Here is a 19,026-nt window from a genome sequence, read left to right as displayed (position 1 = left end):
CTTCCCGTCAACCAACCCCGCCTTCAGACGAGGACAACGGTCGAACCACCCTGCCGAGATAGCTTGCCTCCGGCCCATACAGCAGAGCCTTGACGTCATCGGCATGCAACGTCTTGATGATCTGGTCGACTTGTCCGGAAAGCGGCAGCATCAGGCCACCCTTCTGGGCAAGGTCCAGCGTCACATCCATATCCTTTTCCTGCCAGGTGAAGCGCGTGCTGTCCCACCGGCTGAGGGTACCGTTGGTTCCCGGGCATTGCAGGAGGACTTCGCGCATTCGCTGTGCATCGATCCCGTAACGCTTGGCGATCAACAGCGTCTCGAAGTTGGCCACGCAATGAACCCAATGCAACAGATTGTTGCAGGATTTGGCGATCTGCCCGGCTCCGCGTGGCCCGACGTGAATAAGGTCGCGGCTGTAGCTCATCAAGACCGGCCGGATGCGCTCGATATCTTCTTCCGAACCGCCGCACAGCGAAAGCAGCGTACCCTCACGCGCACCTGAAGCGCCGTAGACGACTGGCGCGTCAACGAGCCGCTTGCCCCTGGCTTCGACCTGAGGTCCGAGCTCGAGCATCGTCTCGGGGCTTATGGTGGCGGCAACGACGATGTTGGCTCCGTCGGCGGCCTTTTCGGCCAGCTCCAGCGAAACATCGATCACCTGCTGGTCCGTCGCCACAACGAGAACAAACACATCCGCCACTTCGGCCAGTTGAGCGAGGCTTTCCTTCGTTGCGAGGCCGCGCTCGCGAGCCTGTCCGAGCTTTTCCTGGTCGACGTCGAAGACAGCGACTTCGATGTCATGGTCGAGTATGTGGCCCGCCATAGCCAGCCCCATCTCTCCAACTCCCACGACTCCAACCTTCATGTCTGCCTCCACATAAGTCGATATTTCATCGGTTCACCCGGCATGTTGAGTGATGATGTCGATGAGCGCTGGAACGCCCCTCTTGACCTGCGCTATCGCCCGGTCGAGCGCGCTGGCGATATCCTTGGCATCTTCGATCGGACCTTCGGCGTACCAGCCAAACCCACGCGCGATAGTGGAAAAGTCCGGGGCCGGATCCATGATATCCATGCCGATATAGGCGCGTTCGACGGGCGTTCCGCGCTGGCGCGCCACGGTGATCTGGTGCTCCCAATCGTTGTAATAGGCGCGGTTATTGTGCATGACACAGAGGAACGGCACTTTGTGTTTTGCCGCAAACCAAAGAGCGCCGACGTCAAACAGCAAATCGCCATCGGTCTGGCAATCGACAACGAGACGTCCGGTGCCGCGATGGGCAAGCGCCACGCCTGTCGCCATGCCGATCTGTGTTCCCGTCCCGAGCGCCTTGCCGGGCCAACGGTAGGGCCGGTCGAAATCCCAGAGCTTCAACGCCCAGTCCTCGAATGCGTTGGTCGTTAAAACCCAATCCTCATGCTGGATCTTGTTCCATACTTCGGTGGCGAGCCGGGGCAAAGTGATCGGGCTTGCATCCCAATCGACCTTTGCCTGTTCGCGCCATTTTGCACGCTGCGCGTCATGCATTTCAGCAACGGCCTGCCCGCGCTCCGTAATCTTCCGGGCAAGTTTCGCGTCGTCCTTGGCACGCTTGCCAATGATCGATGTCAGTGCAGGCAGGGCGAGCGCCGTATCGGCGAGCACGCGTTGCGCGCATTCGGGAAACCGCTGATAGTCGGTCGCCCATTTCGAAATCTCGATATCGGCAAAACCGATATCCAGCCATTCGCAATGCTCCGGAAAAAGCGGCTTCAACGTGCGATTTATACGATCGTTTTCGTGCGTCGGCCGCTCCCAATCCCGGCAGTCGAGCAGCGTTATCAAATCGGCTTGTTTGAATACGTCCCGGTTCATCCGCATGTCGAGTGGATGCCCGGTTGGAAAATTAAGCCGCCATTGTGTGTCGGCGACGGGGGCGCCCAACGTTTCCGCAAGAGCAACCATGTCCGAATAGCCGTTCTTGTCGCGACCGACGAATTGCGGCACCAGCACAGGCCAATCCGCTGCGATCAAGCGGTCTGCAGCCTCTTCAAGTGCGGCAGGATCGGGGGCGATCCGGCTCGGCGTTTTTGTGGATGTCAGCGATGACAGCGCAATCGGTTCGGATAGCGGCGCCTCCTGCAAGGCGGCGTCATAGCACATGTAGATCGGGCCTTGCGGCTCTGTCATCATGATCGAGTAAGCACGGGCAAAACTGTCCACAACGCCGCCCATGCCGCCCGGCTGATAATCCCATTTCACGTAGTCGCGGATCTGCGTTCCCTGAACGTTCGCCGTATGGGCCCAATCGACCCGGGGCCGCCGCTTGCCCTCGTCCATCGGTCCGGTTGCGCCGATAACAAAGACCGGAGCACGATCCGTGTAGGCGTAGTAGATGCCCATGGTGGCGTGCAGGAGACCGACGACATTGTGTACAATGACAGCCAAAGGCTGGCCCGACGCTTTCGCATAGCCATGCGCAATCTGGACGGCGATCTTTTCGTGCTGGCAAAGCAGCATTGGCGGCTCATCGCCATTGTGATTGACGAGTGAGTCATGCAGCCCGCGATAGCTGGCACCAGGATTGAGCGTTATGAAGGGAAACCCGTATTGCTTGATCAGGTCAGCGATAATATCGGATTGCCACCCGAGTCCGTCATTCTGTGTCACTGATGCTGTCGGCGCCGAGCTATCCATCTTCAGTCCTTGTACAGTTGAGCAAAATTCAGGGCGACCAGGGTGGTCCGGTCGCCCCAAGCAGGCAGAAAGCTCTGCTATTCCGGCTTGAGCGAATCCTTGAGGAACTGCACGATCTCCGGCGTCTGATCCATGGCCGTTTTCACGGAGTCGCCCACGGCGTCGCCGATAAGCGGATCAAGCGGCAGGCCGAGCGTCTTGGCTTTGGCGATAAACTCGGGATCGGACGTTGCGGCCGCATAGGCGTCGCGCAGCACCTTCAGCCGATCGGCTGGAATGCCTGCAGGTCCCGCCGTCAATCGCGAAATATCGCTCTGGGATTCAACCAGCGCGATGGCCTTCTTGCCCTCCTCGCTCGTAACCATCGAGGCAAGCTGTGGAACATCGGTCTCGGAACCGCCGATCTGCGCGATGAACTTGCCATTTCCGTCATCGACGAACTGCTGGAACGTCGAGCGCGAGCCAACGATGCCCTGGACTTCGCCGCGGCGCATCGCCAGCTGATCTTCATTGCCATTGTAGCCGGTGATGACCTGGATCGGCAGGCCGATCGACTTGACCAGCATCGTCGTTTCGATCGTCGACGCGCTGCCGACACCGGCGGCCGCAAACTTTATCGGCTCCTTCAGGTTTTTCAGCTGATCGAAACTCGTGATGCCGGAATCCTTCGAAACCACGATGACGCGCGGATCGGAGGATACCTTGCCGATCCAGGACATTTTGGTCAGGTCGAACTTGATGCCAGGATCGCCCGCCAGCTGACCGTAGATAAGGCCGGTGTTGAAAGTACCGAAGGTCAGACCGTCCGGGTCGGAAGCATAGATATAGTTTGTGCCGATCAGGTGGCCGGCGCCCGGCATGTTCTGTACGACGAACGTCGATCCCGGCAGGTGTTTCTGCATGAACTCCGTGACAAGACGGCCGTTCGTATCGTAACCGCCGCCGGGGGCCGTCGCGACGATATAGGTCACAGTTTTACCCTTGTAGAAGTCGGCGGCCTCGTCCGCCCGCGCTAGCGCGGACCCGAGCCCGGCGATCAGGACGGCACCAAAAACTGCCGTGCGAATTGATTGTTTCATCATTCCATTCCCTCCCTTTTTACTGCCTTTTGTTGATAGGTAATTTGTCGGTTAACTCACTTCGAACCCGAAGGCTCGCAGAACGATGGGCGTCAGGAAGCCATGAAAGAGCTGCACGCGCAGCAAGACGCCGAACATCAGATAGAGAACGACCGTCGCCGCTACCGCGAGAAAGAGCGCGAACTTCCAGCTCGCCTCCGCCTGCCTGCGGAGGAACGACAACAACATCACCGGCACGCTGATATAGAAGCCGAAGACGAGGACTGCCGCGATGAAACCGACAAAGTAGGCCCACATCGTCAATTCGCGTGACACGGTGTGCGGACCGAATTCCGGCTCTTCCTCGGGGACGAGATTGGCCGGCACGCCCGCCTTCGATGCCGGCTGGAAGCTTTCGACCAGCTGATTGCCAGGTGTGCGCAACAGATCCATGCCGAGTTGCAGCAGGCACAACGCGATTCCCGGTATGCCAACCACGAATGGCATGAACCGTGCGTTCGGCGGAAACTGGGTGGCCATTGCAACCATCGTGCCGAAGATCGCGAGCATGACGAAGGTAAGCCACGTGCTGAAGCTGAGCTGTTTCATAGGTTCACTCCAACGCTTGAATTGGCACGATGCGGCCTGAAATTGCGGTAGAACGCATAGACCATCAGTCCAACGATCATGGCGATCAGGACAAGCGAGATGGGACGCAGGAAGAAACTGTAGCCCCAGAGCTGCAGTGCCTGATTGAGTGACGCTTCGGCTTTTCCCCCGAGAACGAGACCGATCACGAAAGGCGAGCGTGGCCAGCCTGCCCGAAGGAAGCCATAACCAATCGCGCTGAACAGCACGAGGATGATGAGATTTTGCCACTGATAGTCACTAACGAAGCAGCCGAGCGACACGAAGACCAGAATGAACGGCACCAGATAGCGGCCATTGACGAAGGTGAGCACCGCAACCCAGCGGCAGACGACGAGCAGGATGCCAACCGCAATCAGATTGCCGACGACCAATGCCCATATCAGCGTCCAGACAAGCTCAAGGTGTTGGGTGACCATCGTCGCGCCCGGCTGAATGCCGAGAATGAGGAACGCGCCGAGCAGCACGGCCATTCCGGAACTTCCGGGAATACCGAAGAAGAGGGTCGGCAGCAGCGAGCCGCCTTCCTTGCCGTTACTTGCGGTCTCAGGCGCGATAACACCTTCAATAGCTCCCTTGCCGAAGCGCTCGGGTGTCTTCGAGCTCTGTACCGCATGGCCATAGCAGAGCCAGGCAGCAGTCGAACCCCCAAGGCCCGGAATCATGCCGATCACAGCGCCGATCACCGAGGTGCGCAGGACGAGCCACCAATGGCGCGGCACTTCCATGACACCCGAAAGCAATTGCTGATAGTTGAAACCCTTATCCATGGGCACCGCCGAGATGGCTCCGCCCTTGGTGCTGAGCGCGATCATTTCCGGCACTGCAAAAAGAGCGAGTACGGCGGTGACGAGACTGACACCGTCCCAAAGGAATAGCATGTCGCCGGCATAGCGCGGTGTACCTGTGATCGGGTCCATGCCAATCGTAGCCAGCATCAAGCCGTAAAAGCCGACGATCAGGCCTTTGACGATCTTCTTGCCGCTGGAGAGAAACGCAATGAAGCTGATGCCCAGTAGGGCAATCAAGAAGAACTCAGCAGGACTGAACATGAGAATGACCGGCTCTAGAACAGGTATCATGATGGCGAATACGATCGCTCCGATGATACCTCCGACGCCGGATGCGGTGATGCTGGCACCAAGTGCCCGCGCCGCCTGCCCCTGCTTGGCCAGAGGATATCCGTCGAGGGTCGTCGCGGCATCGTCACCGTCACCGGGTATACCGAACATGATACTGGATATCTGGCCGCTGGTGCCGTTGACGGCGTGCATCGTCAGCAGGAATACCGCTCCTGACACCTTGTCCATGCCGTAGACGAATGGAATGGCCATTGCGATGGAAAGCTTCCCGCCGATACCGGGCGTGACACCGACCAGCAATCCGAAAATGACGGCTATCAGCATGAGGCCCATTATGTGGGGCGAGCTCACTAGGCCGTAGAGCGCGGCAAACATAGTGTCGATCATTACAGTATCAATCCTCCCATCCAACGAACGGCAATCCCGGATTGCGATCCGTCATGCAATTGCTGCTAAGCTCCTCCACGAGCACGGCGCATGCACAGTTATTGCGCTGGCTAAAACGGCAGCGGCCCTCCAATTAGGGTCAATCCGATGCATTTTGTCCAAAGCAAAATATTACGCTCAGACCAGTTGTTTTTGTGTGGGCTGGCACAGCGGCTTAGCTGGCGAGTTTGTCGCCGCCCGCGCGGAAGATAACGGGAAATCACATCGCACTAAGTTTTTCTTAGTTTGCCGTTAAGGCGAAATAGCGTGGACTTCCTCTGCATTAACGGCAACGTTTTTATGTGATTTTATAGGTCTGTGTGCCCCGGCATCACGGCTACAAAAATTCCAATCATTGTCATCGGCGCCCTCGCCACTTCAGCTTATCAGGCGAGATCGAGTGGCAACTGGCCTTGCTGCGGGGAGAAGATTTTTTGGAACAACGCGTCGACGCATCGAACCCACCAGAGGAGCCGCGTGCATCGCTCGGATCCTTGCTCATGTCCTTTCTCAAACTCGGTGCTTCCTCCTTTGGCGGAGGCATGGCAGCCTGGACGTATCGCGAGATTGTCGAGCGGCGCGGCTGGATGACCGATGAGAATTTCCTGCAGACACAAACCATCGCCCAGATACTGCCGGGAGCCAACCCGGTAAATCTCGCCGTCTATATTGGGCTCAAACTGCGCGGCCTCCCAGGCGCCATCATTGCCACATTCGCAATGGTGGCGCCGGCTTTCGCCGTCATCATCCTGTTGAGCACGGTTTACCGGCAATTGAGTGCGTATCCCGAGACGCATTCGGTTCTGCGGGGACTTGCCTGCGTCGGCATAGCATCGACGCTGACGATGGGGATGAAGACGGCGCGGCGACTGCATGGACAGACGTTACCCATTCTCATCGCGCTAGCCGTGTTTATCATGGTTGGCGTGTTGCGCTGGCCGCTCGTTCCCGTCGTCTTCGCAAGCATTCCGCCCAGCGTACTGGTGTCCTACCTGTCGAGCAGGGACAAAAAGCATGGATGACGACAAGCTACTCGGCCTCGTCCTTTTGTGTATTCCGCTCTCTCTCGTCTCCTTTGGCGGGGGGCAGACGATCGTTGCCAGCTTGCAGCACCAGACCGTCGATGTGCAGCACCTTCTGACAAGCCGCCAGTTCACTGATCTCTACGCCATCTCGCGCGCGTCTCCGGGTCCTAGCACGCTCATTGTCGCGCTGATCGGATGGGGGATCAGTGGTTTTTGGGGAGCAGTCATCGCTACGCTGGCGATCTTCATTCCGTCCTCGGCATTGATCTGCATTTTTGGACGCTGGTGGCAGCAACATCGCCTTTCCCCCTGGGGACGCGCCGTCGAACGAGGGCTAACACCGATTGCAGTTGGATTGATCGTCGCAGGCGGGTTGGCGGTTTCGCAGTCTGCGGGGCTGAGCCTGTTCGAAATCGCTACAACCCTGGCGGCGGCGGCCTTTCTCACGCTCACGAGGGTCGGTCCGTATCCGGTGCTTGGCACCGTTGGAGCGCTCTATTTCTGCCTGAGTGCCGCCGGCAAAATCTAGTTACGCCCTTCTCGGCAATTGACCGGCGCGCAATTCGCGGTATTATGCGTAAAATAGAACGCAGTTCCTTATAGAAGAACATACCATCTTCGTTGAAGCTGTGGGAGGAGGCAGAAATGGTCGAACCACTGGTGTTACGCACAGCCCTCGGCAAGCACGATCACGTGCGGCCGCTCAAGGATGGCAGCGTAACGTCACCCCGTCTCAAACTGGTGTTTCAGGAGTTTGATCCCCTGCCGAAGGCATTTCGAACCATGGTTCGGGGCGGGGATCTCGATGTGAGCGAAATGGCTCTGACCACGCATCTGGTTGCCGTCGACTTGGGCAAACCCATTACAGCGCTTCCCATTCCACTTTGGCGCAGGTTGCATCACGACAATCTGGTTTGCGCGGCAGGATCTGACCTCGGCGATCCGGCCGAACTTCAAGGCAAGAAGGTTGGCGTGCGCGCCTATACGCAGACCACGGGCGTCTGGATTCGCGGGATTCTCAAATCGGAATATGGTGTGGACCTCAATCGCATCACGTGGGTGACCATGGAAGATGCCCATGTTGCCGAATACAAGGATCCGGAAAATGCGGTCCGCAACAGCGGCAAGGGTCTGCGCGAACTCCTGCTGTCGGGTGAACTTGCGGCAATCATGGGTGAACGCAACGTCGATCCCGCCGACGTGCGCCCTGTCATACGGAATGCAGAAGATGCAGCGCTGAAGTGGTCCGAGAAGACGGGAATACTCCCGGTGAACCACATCGTTTCCGTCAGGAAAGAACTTCTCGAACGGCATCCCTGGCTTGGCGGTGAACTGATGGCGCTCTTTGAAGAGGCGCGGGTGAAATCCGGTGCAAAGGGGACAGCTGCTTTGCCCTACGGACTGGAAGCGACTCGCAAGCCAATGCAGACGCTGCTCGACTATGCTTTCGACCAAAGGCTCAGTTCACGACCCTACGAAGTCGATGAGCTTTTCTGGAAAATCTGAATCCAACACAACTTCATTCTTGGGTAATTTTCATGATCATCGATATTCACGGCCACTACACCACGGAACCCCAGGCACTGCATCAGTTCCGGGACAAGCAGCTGGCTGGCCTCGCTGATCCCATGCGGCGCCCGACGAGCACGGATCTCGGGATCACCGATGACATGCTGCGCCAGTCCGTCGAGCCGCAACTCAAGTTGCAACGCGAACGTGGCAGTGACCTCACGATCTTTTCGCCGCGCGCCGCGGGCATGGCACACCATGTGGGAACCGAAGCTGTAAGCATGCAGTGGACAACACTTTCCAATGATTTGATCTACCGGATCTGCCAACTGCTCCCCGATAATTTTGCTGCTGTCGGTCAATTGCCGCAGCATCCCGGATCTCCTCCGAAGAATTGCATTCCGGAACTTGAGCGTCTCGTTAGCGAGCTCGGATTCATCGGCGTTAATCTCAATCCCGACCCGTCCGGCGGTTACTGGACGGATCCGCCGCTGACCGATCCTCAATGGTATCCGCTCTACGAAAAGCTGTGCGAACTCGACGTACCAGCGATGATCCACGTGACTTCATCGTGCAACCCGAACTTCCACCACACGGGCGCGCACTACATCAACGGCGATACGACAGCCTTCATGCAGCTCATTCAGGGCGATCTTTTCAAAGATTTTCCGACGCTGAAATTCGTCATACCCCATGGAGGCGGCGCAGTACCCTTCCATTGGGGCCGATATCGCGGTCTTGCGCAGGAGATGAAGAAACCGCTGCTTGCCGACCATCTTTTGAAGAACGTCTTCTTCGACACATGTGTCTACCATTATCCGGGCATCGAACTGATGGCCAAGGTCATCCCGGTCGACAACATATTATTCGCCTCGGAGATGCTGGGCGCGGTTAAAGGCATCGACCCGGAAACCGGTCATTACTATGACGACACCAAGCGCTATATCGACCAGCTTGCGACATTGGACGAGCCAAGCCGCCACAAGATTTTCGAAGGCAATGCGCGCCGGGTCTATCCGCGCCTTGACGCACAGCTGACGAAACGCGGGCATCCCGCCAAGCCCGGCAAACTGAGATGACGTTACTGCACTCAGCAGCACGACAGGTCATCGTCATTCGAGACGATGGCCCGCTTCATCCACGACGGCGGCAGGTCTTCCGGCGTGACCTCGCTGATAGGTTTGAACACCTTGAACGCGTGCCGGCTATCGCTCGTGGTCCAGAATGTCACGATGGTTTCGAGCGGCGGGCATCCGGGCAATCCACAAGCGACCTCCATCACCGAGACTGTCATGTCGTCCGAAAGACTGAAACGTTCCACCGTCCAGGTCTTTACGCGCCTGATAGCGGCAAGTCGTTCACGGTCGGGAATAGCGGATTTGAGCATGGTTTCAACCTGAGGGCCGGCGCAAATGCCGCCGGTACCGGACATCTAAATAGGATGACAAACGCGAATTTGTCAAAACTGAACGCAAAACCGCAACGCTGACAGAAATTGCATGTTCGACAGCCAGCGACGAGAACTTCCAGGGAGTTTGAAATGACAGAACGAGTCTTAGCTGCCGTCCGCACCGGGCCAAGCCAGATGGAGATTCGGGAATATCCAATGCCCGATATTCCCGAAGACGCGGCGCTGCTGAAGATGGAAGTGGCAGGTATTTGCGGGACCGACGTCAAGCTGTTCAAAACGCCGCCCTCAAACGCCCCGACCATCATGGGCCATGAAAACATTGGCTATATCGCCAAGGCTGGCCGTGAATTCACCCGGCGCAAGGGCTTCAAGGAAGGCGATCTGGTATTCGTCGAGCACTATGTCATGTGCGGTAAATGCAAATGGTGCCATCAGGGTCAGTACCGGCATTGCGAAAATACCGACTGGCGCAATAATCCGGACGGTATCCGCTATGGCTATACCAGTGCAGAACGTGCCCCGCATCTCTGGGGCGGCTTTGCACAATACGTCTATCTGCCGTGGAATGCCGTGGTGCACCGCGTTCCGGCCGGCGTGACCCCGGAACTTGCAGGCCTGGTGACGCCTATGGCCAACGGTGTCGAGTGGTCGCTCTTCGATTCCAATGTCGGCTACAATTCCACCGTATTGATTCAGGGTCCGGGCCAACAAGGATTATCGCAGACGGTCATCTGCAAGCAGGCGGGCGCTTCGCTGATCATCGTCACCGGAACCACCAAGGATACCGCGCGCCTCGAGGTGGCAAAATCGCTCGGAGCCGACTACGTCATCGATGTGCAGAAAGAAGACCCGCTTGCCCGCATCATGGAGATTACCGGCGGAAAAGGTGTCGATGTCTCTCTCGATTGTACAGCCGGGGCTGGTACGATCCCGATCCTGCTCGGCGTCGAGGCTCTGGTTCGTAAAGCCGGCACCATTCTCGTTCAGGGCGAACTGAAGGAATTTCCGAACTTTCCCCTTGAGAAGATGACTGTCAAGGCGATCACGCTCAAGAGTGCCCGGGGCCACAGCTATGAGGCCTGTGAACTTGCGCTCGAACAGATCGCCTCCAAACGCTTCGATCTCGAAAAAATCACGACCCACCGTTTCGGGTTGAAGGACGCGGCCGTTGCCATCCAGTCCGTCGGCGGACAAGGCGTGCCCGATGTGATCCATGCCTCATTGCTACCCTGGGAATAGTCTCGATATTTCAGCAGAATCTGAAAAGGAACAACGCCATGGCACATGGATTTCGAATTCTCGAACGAACGCGCAGGGTTGACGACGAGACAGTCAGGCAGTTTCGCGAGCTGCCCGTGGCCAATGTCAGCGATGTCATGTCACGGCTGACCGCGGGCGGACCGAATCTCCGCCCGTTGCACGCAGGCGGGCCTTTGGCGGGACCGGCTTTCACGGTCAAGACCCGGCCCGGCGACAATCTGATGATTCACAAGGCGCTGCTGATGGCAAAGCGGGGCGACGTGATCGTCGTCGATGCCGGCGGAGAATTGTCGAATGCACTTGTCGGCGAGATGATGCTTTCGCACGCCAGGCAGATCGGCGTTGCCGGCGTTGTGATAAATGGCGCCGTTCGCGACTATGGCTGGATCAGGAACAACAGCTTTCCGGTGTTTGCCGCAGGCATCACGCATCGCGGCCCCTACAAGGACGGTCCGGGCGAAATCAACGCTCCGATCTCGCTCGACGGTATGGTCATCAATCCGGGCGATCTGATCATGGGCGATGATGACGGACTGCTTTGTGTTCCATACGAACTGACTGGCGAAATCTATCCGCTGGCAAAAGCCAAGCATGAAGCGGAATTGAAAACAGTGGCCACTACGCTTGCGGGCAAGCTCGATCCCAAACTTTGGGTCGACGAAAGCCTAAAGCGCCTCGGTTGCGAAGGAGTTTGAAAATGGCGACGGCCACAATCGACGGAATATCGACACGCTATGAGGTTGTCGGCTCGGGCGAGCCCTTGCTCATGTATTCGCCGGGCGGCTTCGACGCGACGATCGAAAAGTGGTCCACCCAGGGTATTTATGCGCAGATCAAGTTTCTGGATCAACTTTCCAAAAAATACAGCTGTATTGTTTTCGACCGGCGCGAAACAGGGCAATCGGGCGGGTGCGTCGAGCGGGTCACCTGGGCCCACTATGTCGAACAGGGCAAGCGCTTGCTCGACCATCTCGGCATCGACAAGGCCCATCTGATGGGCGGGTGCATGGGCTGCAGCGCAGTTTCCGCCTTCGGTGCGACCTATCCCGAAAAGACGCTGAGCATGATCCTGTTCTGGCCGGTTGGGGGGGCGAGATATCGCATGACCGGTCACCAGCGGTTTGCCGAACACCTGGCCTTCGTCAGCCAGAACGGGCTCGAGGCTGTCGTAAGCCTGGCGAAGGAAAGCAACAAGGCTTTTGGTGCAGACCCGAGAGGCGGCCCGTGGGTATCGGTCATCCGCAATTTCCCCGATTTTGCGGACAAGTATGCTCGGCTCAACCTCGATCATTACAAGGCCATCGTGGCCGGTATGGTGCGAACCTTGCTCGATCGCGATACATCACCCGGCGCCGAACCGGAAGACCTGCTGTGCCTCGACATCCCGACGTTGATCATTCCCGGCGCCGACGCTTCGCATGCGACGTCTGCTGCGCGCTATCTGCAGGAATGTATCCCAAACTCGGACTATTGGGATATGCCGGTCCCGGAGCAGAGTGCGGCAAACTGCAATGCCAAGGTGCTCGATTTTCTGCTGGCGGTTCCGAGGTAAAATTGGATGCCGTTCAGGCGGGCACCTTCGCCGGGTCGCTGAAACTCGGCAGGAACGTTTCACCGCGCGTGGCAAGAAACGCCTGAAACGCAGCCATGACAGGCGTGACCGCGCGATCGCTGCGGCTGATGGCAAACCACTGGCGGCGAATCGGCAATCCCATGACGTCGAGAACGGCGAGCTGGCCCGCCTGAACCTCGGCGGCAACGCTCTGCATCGACAGAAAGGCGATGCCGAGATCGGCCATCACAGCCTGTTTGATAGCCTCGACAGTTTCCATCTCCGTGCTTGGGCCATCCAGCCGGCCGGGAATATCCTTCAGGAACCGCTCGAAAAACGTTCTGGTGCCGGACCCCTTCCCCCGGTGCAGGAAATGTTCGTTGGCAATCTCTGCTTTGGTGATATCGCGCTTGCCTGCCAAGGCGTGACCGGGCGCGCTGACGATGACCAGTGAGTGCTCGCCGAACACCGCGGCACGAACCGATATATCCCGCGGCGGACGGCCGAGCAGCGCGATGTCGACGGCGCGATCCTTCAGCCGGGCAATTGTCTCATCCCGGCGATCGATAATCAGTTCGAGATGTACATCGGGATATTCTTTCGAGAAGGCTGCAAACAATGGCGCCGCAAAATACTTGACCGTGGACACGGCCCCGACCGTGATATGCCCGCGTTTCACGCGGCGGAAGGCGTTGATATCGTCATCGAGTCGCTGCAAACGCTCATCGATCTCTTTCGCGGCTTCGAGAAAAACTTTTCCGGCTTCCGTCGGAAACATGCCGTGCGGCGTGCGCTCGAAAAGCGTCACGCCTGCATCTTCTTCCAGCTGTTTCAGTTGTAATGTGATGGCCGGTGCAGTCAGCCCCAAGGCCTTCGCCGCATCTACAATCTTTCGATGAGTCTCGATCGCCAGCAGCGACTGGAGCTTTCGAAAGGTGACGTTTTTCATTCAGCCACAATAAAAAAACTCAATGGCGGAGTAAAGGGATTTGACGGTCAAGGCCGGAAAAGCCGGTACTAAATCGGCTTCTAGCTACGCTTGAAAACATCCTTGAGCGACGCCGGGTCAATGCCCAAGGTTCGCAGTGCCGAGGCCGGCGGCGTGCGCCTGTGTTCAACGGCGAATGCACACTCTTTTGCGGCACGGAGGCAATTCACCATTTCGGCGATGCTTGAAAGAACAGTGCGGAACCAACTTGGTCCAGCATTGCGGTCTTCGGTAAGTATAGTCACGACACGTCCTTCCTGGTATTGTGCACCGCAATATAAATCAGGTGGACGACGGCGGAAACAACGCTTCGGCAAAGCTGGTATATCGATTTTGCATGGCAGATGAACGGCGGAGATTGCCTATGCGATCGACTTCAATGGTCTGTTTCTATTTGGGGCGGTTGGGAGCGGTCAATCGGGTGCGCGTACGGCCCGATTGTAGCGGCGAGCCTGTCGATCATTCCATCGACGAATGCGATGAATGCCGTGTCGTCGCTCAATCCCTTGTGGGCTGCGTGAGCCAGATAAAGTGTCAGTCTCACCGACGGGCGCTCGATACGCCGGGCAATCAGTGCGCCCGATTGAATTTCTTCCGACACGATACCGAACGGCATGATGCTTTCTGCTAGACCATGAAGGATCAGCGCCTTGATCGCTTCCATCGATTGGACCTGATACGTCACGTTGACATCCAGCGACAAGCGAGAGGCCGTCTTGTGGATGCGGCGCCAGATAATATCCCGGCTGGACACGAGGGCCAGATCGCCCGCGACCGCCTGTTTGAACGATATTCCACCCTCGGGAGTATCTCCCCCCGGTGCCGCAATATGGAGCAAGTCTTCCTTCATCAGGGCAAGGCGCCTGAGACCGGGGTTCTCGTCGATGTCATAGGCGAGGACGTAGTCGAGTTCGCCGCGCTCCAGCGCATCGGTCAGGACGAAACTCAACTCCTCCACCACATGCAATGCGATTCCAGGCAGTTGCTGTTTTGCGGCGACCACCAGTTCGGTTCCGATCAACTTCAGGATGCTCGGCGTAGCGCCAAGCCGGATGCGTGCGCGCTCGCCCGCCAGCGAAATCAGGTCGCGGCGCGTGTCCTCGATCCGCTGCAGAATCTCATGCGCACGTTCGTAAAGCAAAAGTCCCGCGGGTGTCGCGCTGACACCCCGCGAATGGCGGTCGAGCAATTGAACATGAAGCGATTCCTCGAGATTGCGTATCTGTATCCCGAGAGCGGTCTGCGCCAGATTCAACTGTTCCGCCGCTTTCGTAATGTTGCCTACGTCAACGACCTTTATGAAATATATCAGCTGACGAGGTTTCATTGCGGCTTTCAGCGGCTGTCGGTTGCAGCCAAATGATCAATAGAACTGGTCAAAATGCACTTGGGTTGAGTCGACGCCGAGGTCGACCAACATTTTCTGTATTGCTTGTCCCATTGCGGGGGGACCTGCAAAATAGATCTCGCACGAAGGAAGCCGTGCGGCGAAAAGACTGTGCGCCACTTCATGCACATAGCCTCTGTAACCATCCCAGCCATCATCGGCTTCAGGCATGCCGGAAACAACTGGATGGTAGTGAATATTTGTACCAAATCCCGGAAGCATTTGCAGCATTTCCTTGCCGCAAATATCCTGCGCCGTGCGCCCGCCGAAGACGAAGTCTATACGTCTTCCGGCAAGGCTTGGCGCAACAGCCGCCGCGCGCGTGATCGACACCATCGGCGACAGGCCCGAACCACCGGCAATACAAACGATATCTCTCGGCGAGTTCTCGCGAAGATATGCCATGCCATAGGGGCCATCGAGCTCGATCCTATCCCCCAGGCGCAGTTGCGAAAACAAATATCCCGTCGCCTCGCCGCCTGGCACGCGGCGTATCTGAAAGTGCCATTCCCCATCATCATTGCTGATATTCGCCATGGAATAGGCGCGACCACCCGGTATTCCGGGCAGGTGCAGCAAAGCATATTGACCCGAAAGGAAACGGCTCGTTGCCTCTGAGCGGAAGCGAAACTCCCGGATGTCATGCGTGATGTCGGACGTCGCAACCAAGGTCGCAGCCTGGCGTTGCGGCCTGAAAAGGCTCTCATACTGCGGCATCAGTCGCAGCTTGACGGCGCAATCGGACAAAGGGCTCGCCTGGCAGCCCAGGCGGCGGCCGCGCGCGCGATCCCGTTCGCTCAAGCCCGGCGGATCAGTACGCAGCTCTTCGATTTCTCCTTCAAGGAGATCGAAGCGGCAATTGCCGCATGAACCGACATTGCACTCATAGGGAAAGCCCAATCCCGCCCGTAGTGCCGATCGCATGATCGTGTCGCCTTCGTCACACTCCCAGTGGAGGTCTCTTCCATTCAGCGTGATGACTGCCATGCGTGGGCTTCCCATTTCTGCCTATCGATGCCTTGCCGAGTATCCGAGACGGGCAGATATCGCTGCCACTGTTTCCAAAAGCGGCGGCGCAAAACCCTCGAGCGCTTCGATCGACAATCTCTGCAAAGGTCCGCCAATACCGACAGCAGCGACGACAACACCGTTTGAATCCCGGACCGGTGCGGCGATGACCCGAATCCCCGGTTCACTCTCCTCGTCTTCAATGGCGTAACCGCGCTCACGGACTTCGGCGAATATCTTCCGTATCTGCTTGGGATCGACCGGAGTGCGCGGCGTACGGCGGGCGAGCGGTCCTGCCAGCACGTGTTCGATCGTTTCTTCCGGAGCGAATGCAAAGATCGCGCGACCGACTGCCGTGCAATGTGCCGGCCGGCGGACGCCGAGTTCCGATTTGATCGACAATGCCTGCGGGCTTTCCAAATCATAAACGTGCATGATTTCGGTATCTGTCGGGATGCCAAGGATGATGGTTTCGCCGGTGTGTTTGCGCAGGTCGAAAAGAAACGGGCGCGCTTCATTGGAGACATTCATACGCCGGCGTACGAGTGTCCCGAGACCGAACAGTCCGACACCGAGCTTATAACGCTCGGTTTCCGGGTTTTGCTCCAGCAACCCTTCCGAAACCAATGTCACGGCAAGGCGATGAACCGTGCTCTTTGCCACCTTCAGCTTCAATGCAAGTGCGCTGACACCGATCTCCACCTCGTCTTCTGAAAAGGCCTTCAGCAGCCGTATTGCCGTCGTGACGGATGACAGCCGATTGCGCTTGGAGGCTGGCGTTTTCTTTGAACTGGACGTGTCTTTGGTAGGCGGGTTCATGGGTTCAACATTCCGTTTGATCGCGTGGACAACAGCGTCGTTCATAACACAGCCCTCACGATTTCCCAGACCACCCATTTGAAAGACATTCCGGCGGCTGGAGTTGCTCTGGAATGCTGCAATCCCGGCCCTGCGTTTACGATATTGCCGCCCTCTGGCAATCGCATCTCAAACTCGCAACGCGCTCAGCATTTCGCTGACATATTCCGCGCCTGTCGATACAACGAGCATGGCCGCGAAGGGACGCATTGTGGTCAATGTCCGCTTCAACTGCTCGGACGGAACGCTGGCCGAGTTGAGGACAAGACCTGTGGTCATCTTGTTGCGCACGAAACAGGCGTTGCCGATCACCTCGGCGGCTTCCGCCGACGCTCCGGCGGAAGTGACCATGACGATAACATCCGCGTCGGCAATCTCATCCACGAGACTGGTCCGGTTGCCATCAATATCCTCGAGTACCGCATCGATGGACAACATCTTCAGCGAATTCGCAGCGGCCTTTGGTTCGATGTACCGCAGAAAGTGAGCGCCGTCTGAAGCTTGATCCGCCAGTGATTTCAGCGCCGCCACGCTATCGGAATCGAGCGCTATGATGCGCGACTTCCTCGGCCGCGAATTGGGGTACCCTATTCTGAACCGGGCTTCCTCCGCCGTCGTAGCGCGCGCACTTTCACTGAGACCAAGCTGCATATCGTTTTCCTTTGGAAACGGACCGTCACCATGGCTCAGACAGAGGCCGGCGCTTTTCCCTCGATCACTGTCAACGCTTCGGCGGCTGCATCGATGTAAGATTGATCGACAGGCAAAACGACAGCCGCCGATCGAACGCGGTGGTGAGCGGGATCGACACCCGGAGGCGTGATGCCCTTGTCCTTGAATGCCCGGACGGCTTTCAGCAAACGGTGGCGCGCCATGATGATGCCGTTGTCCGTCGACACCAGATTTTCCTTTGTCCGGTCGACGATGGGTCCCATGCTTTCCTGCAAGGATGCATCCTGCATGGCGATACCTTCGACGCCGGAATAGGTTACGCCAAGACGCTGAGCCTCGCGATCCATTAGATAGTCATTGTCCTTGTTGGCGGCGGGACGGAAGGTTCCCGGAACGTATGTGACATGAATGCCCTTGCCATCGAGCATTGCCTGGCGCTCTTCGGGCGTCAGCGCCCGGACGGGATGATAGTCGAAGCTCCATGCCCAGCAATTCTCGTCGTCGATCGGGATCCAGAAATGGCCGTGGACAGGATGGTTGCCACGCGGCGGTACCATGGTGAAAGACGGCATGACCCATGGCGTTACACGCCAGTAGTAGCGGCCTTCCTCGGCATTCCTGCGGGCGCCGATGAATAGTCCGCCTTCATTGTCGGTGACTTCGAAAAATGGCTTGGAGTCGGCCATGTTGTATTTGTTGCCGCGAGCACCCTTGAACAACGGGTCGCTATTCAAGCTTCCGCTATGAAGGAAGGAAACGTGGCTCGAGTCGATGCCGCCTTCCATGGCCTGCAACCAGTTCGACTCCTGCCAGCGCTTCGACGTGAACGTCTGCTCAGGCGGCACAAGCGCAAATTCCCATTCCGGATGGGGCGGCTCTTTGTCGGCTGGTCCCATATAGGTCCAGAGAATATCGCCGATCTTGATGAGTGGATAGGACTTCAGCTTGATCTTGTTGCAGAAGCCGCTTTCCTTAGGTTCCGACGGCACCTCGATACATTGTCCCGTGTGATCGTATTTCCAGCCATGATAGGGGCACCTCAATCCACCCTTCTCATTACGGCCAAACCACAATGAAACACCCCGGTGGGCGCAAAACTCGTCGATCAATCCGTAGCGGCCTTCGCTATCCCGGAATGCCAGCAAACGTTCGCTGAGCAGCTTTATGCGAACCGGCGGACAATCATTGGCCGGCAGTTCTTCCGCAAGCAGCGCCGGTATCCAGTAGCAGCGAAACATGTCGCCCATAGGTGTGGCCGGACCAGTCTGCGTCAGAAGGTCGTTTTGTTCTTTTCTAAGCATTCAATCCTCCTCGAATCGTCCAGTCGCGACGAAATCCGGCTGTTTGCCCGAGCCAGAACGTTATTCGTCAGTTTCGAGTTGACGTCTGGCTCTGATCGGTTATCCTAACGCTGCGTTCCTTTATACAGAACGCTGTTTCGTTTTTAGAAAGCTACAGGCTG

General features: G+C 57.6%; 19 protein-coding genes. 7 read left to right on the top strand and 12 right to left on the bottom strand.

The window, feature by feature from the left end; all coding sequences use genetic code 11:
- Positions 1-7: 7 nt before the first annotated feature.
- From N8E88_RS06855 to N8E88_RS06835, 5 genes are all read right to left on the bottom strand, one after another.
- A complete protein-coding gene (locus N8E88_RS06855; protein WP_262291240.1) occupies positions 8-868 on the bottom strand; it encodes an NAD(P)-dependent oxidoreductase in 861 nt (286 codons plus the stop codon).
- Positions 869-901: 33 nt separating this feature from the next.
- Positions 902-2,680: a thiamine pyrophosphate-binding protein gene (locus N8E88_RS06850; protein WP_262291239.1), complete on the bottom strand. Its 1,779-nt coding sequence runs from the start codon at positions 2,678-2,680 to the stop codon at positions 902-904.
- A gap of 77 nt (positions 2,681-2,757) precedes the next feature.
- Entirely contained in the window at positions 2,758-3,762 is a 1,005-nt protein-coding gene (locus N8E88_RS06845; protein ID WP_262291238.1) for a Bug family tripartite tricarboxylate transporter substrate binding protein, read from the bottom strand.
- A gap of 48 nt (positions 3,763-3,810) precedes the next feature.
- Positions 3,811-4,347 (bottom strand): tripartite tricarboxylate transporter TctB family protein, encoded by a 537-nt coding sequence (locus tag N8E88_RS06840; RefSeq protein ID WP_262291237.1) that lies wholly within the window; start codon positions 4,345-4,347, stop codon positions 3,811-3,813.
- Positions 4,344-5,855 (bottom strand): tripartite tricarboxylate transporter permease, encoded by a 1,512-nt coding sequence (locus N8E88_RS06835; RefSeq protein ID WP_262291236.1) that lies wholly within the window; start codon positions 5,853-5,855, stop codon positions 4,344-4,346. Before N8E88_RS06835 ends, N8E88_RS06840 begins: the two co-directional genes overlap by 4 nt.
- Before the next feature lie 539 nt (positions 5,856-6,394).
- Between N8E88_RS06835 and N8E88_RS06830 the strand changes: the two genes are divergently transcribed.
- From N8E88_RS06830 to N8E88_RS06815, 4 genes are all read left to right on the top strand, one after another.
- The gene (locus N8E88_RS06830; RefSeq protein WP_262291235.1) at positions 6,395-6,916 is read left to right on the top strand and encodes a chromate transporter; all 522 of its coding nucleotides are present in this window, start codon (positions 6,395-6,397) and stop codon (positions 6,914-6,916) included.
- Positions 6,909-7,448, top strand: a complete 540-nt coding sequence (locus N8E88_RS06825; RefSeq protein ID WP_262291234.1) for a chromate transporter — start codon at positions 6,909-6,911, stop codon at positions 7,446-7,448. Before N8E88_RS06830 ends, N8E88_RS06825 begins: the two co-directional genes overlap by 8 nt.
- Positions 7,449-7,564: 116 nt before the next feature.
- Positions 7,565-8,425 carry a substrate-binding domain-containing protein gene (locus tag N8E88_RS06820; protein WP_262291233.1) on the top strand — a complete coding sequence of 287 codons (861 nt, stop codon included), beginning with the start codon at positions 7,565-7,567 and terminating at the stop codon, positions 8,423-8,425.
- Positions 8,426-8,457: 32 nt separating this feature from the next.
- Positions 8,458-9,507, top strand: a complete 1,050-nt coding sequence (locus N8E88_RS06815) for an amidohydrolase family protein (protein ID WP_262291232.1) — start codon at positions 8,458-8,460, stop codon at positions 9,505-9,507.
- An 11-nt stretch (positions 9,508-9,518) separates the two neighbouring features.
- Here the strand turns inward: N8E88_RS06815 and N8E88_RS06810 are convergent, their stop codons facing one another.
- On the bottom strand, positions 9,519-9,815 hold the full coding sequence (locus tag N8E88_RS06810; protein WP_262291231.1) for a hypothetical protein: 297 nt from the start codon (positions 9,813-9,815) through the stop codon (positions 9,519-9,521).
- A gap of 153 nt (positions 9,816-9,968) precedes the next feature.
- Between N8E88_RS06810 and N8E88_RS06805 the strand changes: the two genes are divergently transcribed.
- From N8E88_RS06805 to N8E88_RS06795, 3 genes are read left to right on the top strand one after another with little or no spacing between them, the layout of a single operon-like run.
- On the top strand, positions 9,969-11,078 hold the full coding sequence (locus N8E88_RS06805) for a zinc-dependent alcohol dehydrogenase (protein ID WP_262291230.1): 1,110 nt from the start codon (positions 9,969-9,971) through the stop codon (positions 11,076-11,078).
- A 38-nt stretch (positions 11,079-11,116) separates the two neighbouring features.
- On the top strand, positions 11,117-11,794 hold the full coding sequence (locus N8E88_RS06800; RefSeq protein WP_262291229.1) for an RraA family protein: 678 nt from the start codon (positions 11,117-11,119) through the stop codon (positions 11,792-11,794).
- 2 nt (positions 11,795-11,796) lie between these two features.
- The gene (locus N8E88_RS06795; RefSeq protein WP_262291228.1) at positions 11,797-12,651 is read left to right on the top strand and encodes an alpha/beta fold hydrolase; all 855 of its coding nucleotides are present in this window, start codon (positions 11,797-11,799) and stop codon (positions 12,649-12,651) included.
- Between the two features lie 13 nt (positions 12,652-12,664).
- On the opposite strand, the gene N8E88_RS06790 is transcribed toward N8E88_RS06795, so the two are convergent.
- From N8E88_RS06790 to N8E88_RS06765, 6 genes are all read right to left on the bottom strand, one after another.
- Positions 12,665-13,600: a LysR family transcriptional regulator gene (locus tag N8E88_RS06790; RefSeq protein WP_262291227.1), complete on the bottom strand. Its 936-nt coding sequence runs from the start codon at positions 13,598-13,600 to the stop codon at positions 12,665-12,667.
- 415 nt (positions 13,601-14,015) lie between these two features.
- Complete coding sequence (locus N8E88_RS06785; protein WP_262291226.1) at positions 14,016-14,966, bottom strand: LysR family transcriptional regulator; 951 nt, start codon at positions 14,964-14,966, stop codon at positions 14,016-14,018.
- 36 nt (positions 14,967-15,002) lie between these two features.
- A complete protein-coding gene (locus N8E88_RS06780) occupies positions 15,003-16,013 on the bottom strand; it encodes a 2Fe-2S iron-sulfur cluster-binding protein (protein WP_262291225.1) in 1,011 nt (336 codons plus the stop codon).
- A 21-nt stretch (positions 16,014-16,034) separates the two neighbouring features.
- Positions 16,035-16,853, bottom strand: a complete 819-nt coding sequence (locus N8E88_RS06775) for an IclR family transcriptional regulator (protein WP_262291224.1) — start codon at positions 16,851-16,853, stop codon at positions 16,035-16,037.
- A gap of 168 nt (positions 16,854-17,021) precedes the next feature.
- The gene (locus N8E88_RS06770; RefSeq protein WP_262291223.1) at positions 17,022-17,543 is read right to left on the bottom strand and encodes a hypothetical protein; all 522 of its coding nucleotides are present in this window, start codon (positions 17,541-17,543) and stop codon (positions 17,022-17,024) included.
- 35 nt (positions 17,544-17,578) lie between these two features.
- Complete coding sequence (locus N8E88_RS06765; RefSeq protein ID WP_262291222.1) at positions 17,579-18,865, bottom strand: aromatic ring-hydroxylating dioxygenase subunit alpha; 1,287 nt, start codon at positions 18,863-18,865, stop codon at positions 17,579-17,581.
- Positions 18,866-19,026 lie beyond the last annotated feature (161 nt).

This window comes from Phyllobacterium zundukense (genome assembly GCF_025452195.1).
GTDB classification, from domain to species: Bacteria; Pseudomonadota; Alphaproteobacteria; order Rhizobiales; family Rhizobiaceae; genus Phyllobacterium; species Phyllobacterium zundukense_A.
Note: the sequence above shows the minus strand (reverse complement) of the source record. Positions and strands in the feature narration are given on the sequence as shown.

Bases quoted from the DNA above. Each gene is read 5' to 3' on its own strand.
- N8E88_RS06855 (WP_262291240.1), bottom strand. From the start codon at position 868: ATGAAGGTTGGAGTCGTGGGAGTTGGAGAGATGGGGCTGGCTATGGCG.
- N8E88_RS06850 (WP_262291239.1), bottom strand. From the start codon at position 2,680: ATGGATAGCTCGGCGCCGACAGCATCAGTGACACAGAATGACGGACTC.
- N8E88_RS06845 (WP_262291238.1), bottom strand. From the start codon at position 3,762: ATGATGAAACAATCAATTCGCACGGCAGTTTTTGGTGCCGTCCTGATC.
- N8E88_RS06840 (WP_262291237.1), bottom strand. From the start codon at position 4,347: ATGAAACAGCTCAGCTTCAGCACGTGGCTTACCTTCGTCATGCTCGCG.
- N8E88_RS06835 (WP_262291236.1), bottom strand. From the start codon at position 5,855: ATGATCGACACTATGTTTGCCGCGCTCTACGGCCTAGTGAGCTCGCCC.
- N8E88_RS06830 (WP_262291235.1), top strand. From the start codon at position 6,395: ATGTCCTTTCTCAAACTCGGTGCTTCCTCCTTTGGCGGAGGCATGGCA.
- N8E88_RS06825 (WP_262291234.1), top strand. From the start codon at position 6,909: ATGGATGACGACAAGCTACTCGGCCTCGTCCTTTTGTGTATTCCGCTC.
- N8E88_RS06820 (WP_262291233.1), top strand. From the start codon at position 7,565: ATGGTCGAACCACTGGTGTTACGCACAGCCCTCGGCAAGCACGATCAC.
- N8E88_RS06815 (WP_262291232.1), top strand. From the start codon at position 8,458: ATGATCATCGATATTCACGGCCACTACACCACGGAACCCCAGGCACTG.
- N8E88_RS06810 (WP_262291231.1), bottom strand. From the start codon at position 9,815: ATGCTCAAATCCGCTATTCCCGACCGTGAACGACTTGCCGCTATCAGG.
- N8E88_RS06805 (WP_262291230.1), top strand. From the start codon at position 9,969: ATGACAGAACGAGTCTTAGCTGCCGTCCGCACCGGGCCAAGCCAGATG.
- N8E88_RS06800 (WP_262291229.1), top strand. From the start codon at position 11,117: ATGGCACATGGATTTCGAATTCTCGAACGAACGCGCAGGGTTGACGAC.
- N8E88_RS06795 (WP_262291228.1), top strand. From the start codon at position 11,797: ATGGCGACGGCCACAATCGACGGAATATCGACACGCTATGAGGTTGTC.
- N8E88_RS06790 (WP_262291227.1), bottom strand. From the start codon at position 13,600: ATGAAAAACGTCACCTTTCGAAAGCTCCAGTCGCTGCTGGCGATCGAG.
- N8E88_RS06785 (WP_262291226.1), bottom strand. From the start codon at position 14,966: ATGAAACCTCGTCAGCTGATATATTTCATAAAGGTCGTTGACGTAGGC.
- N8E88_RS06780 (WP_262291225.1), bottom strand. From the start codon at position 16,013: ATGGCAGTCATCACGCTGAATGGAAGAGACCTCCACTGGGAGTGTGAC.
- N8E88_RS06775 (WP_262291224.1), bottom strand. From the start codon at position 16,853: ATGAACCCGCCTACCAAAGACACGTCCAGTTCAAAGAAAACGCCAGCC.
- N8E88_RS06770 (WP_262291223.1), bottom strand. From the start codon at position 17,543: ATGCAGCTTGGTCTCAGTGAAAGTGCGCGCGCTACGACGGCGGAGGAA.
- N8E88_RS06765 (WP_262291222.1), bottom strand. From the start codon at position 18,865: ATGCTTAGAAAAGAACAAAACGACCTTCTGACGCAGACTGGTCCGGCC.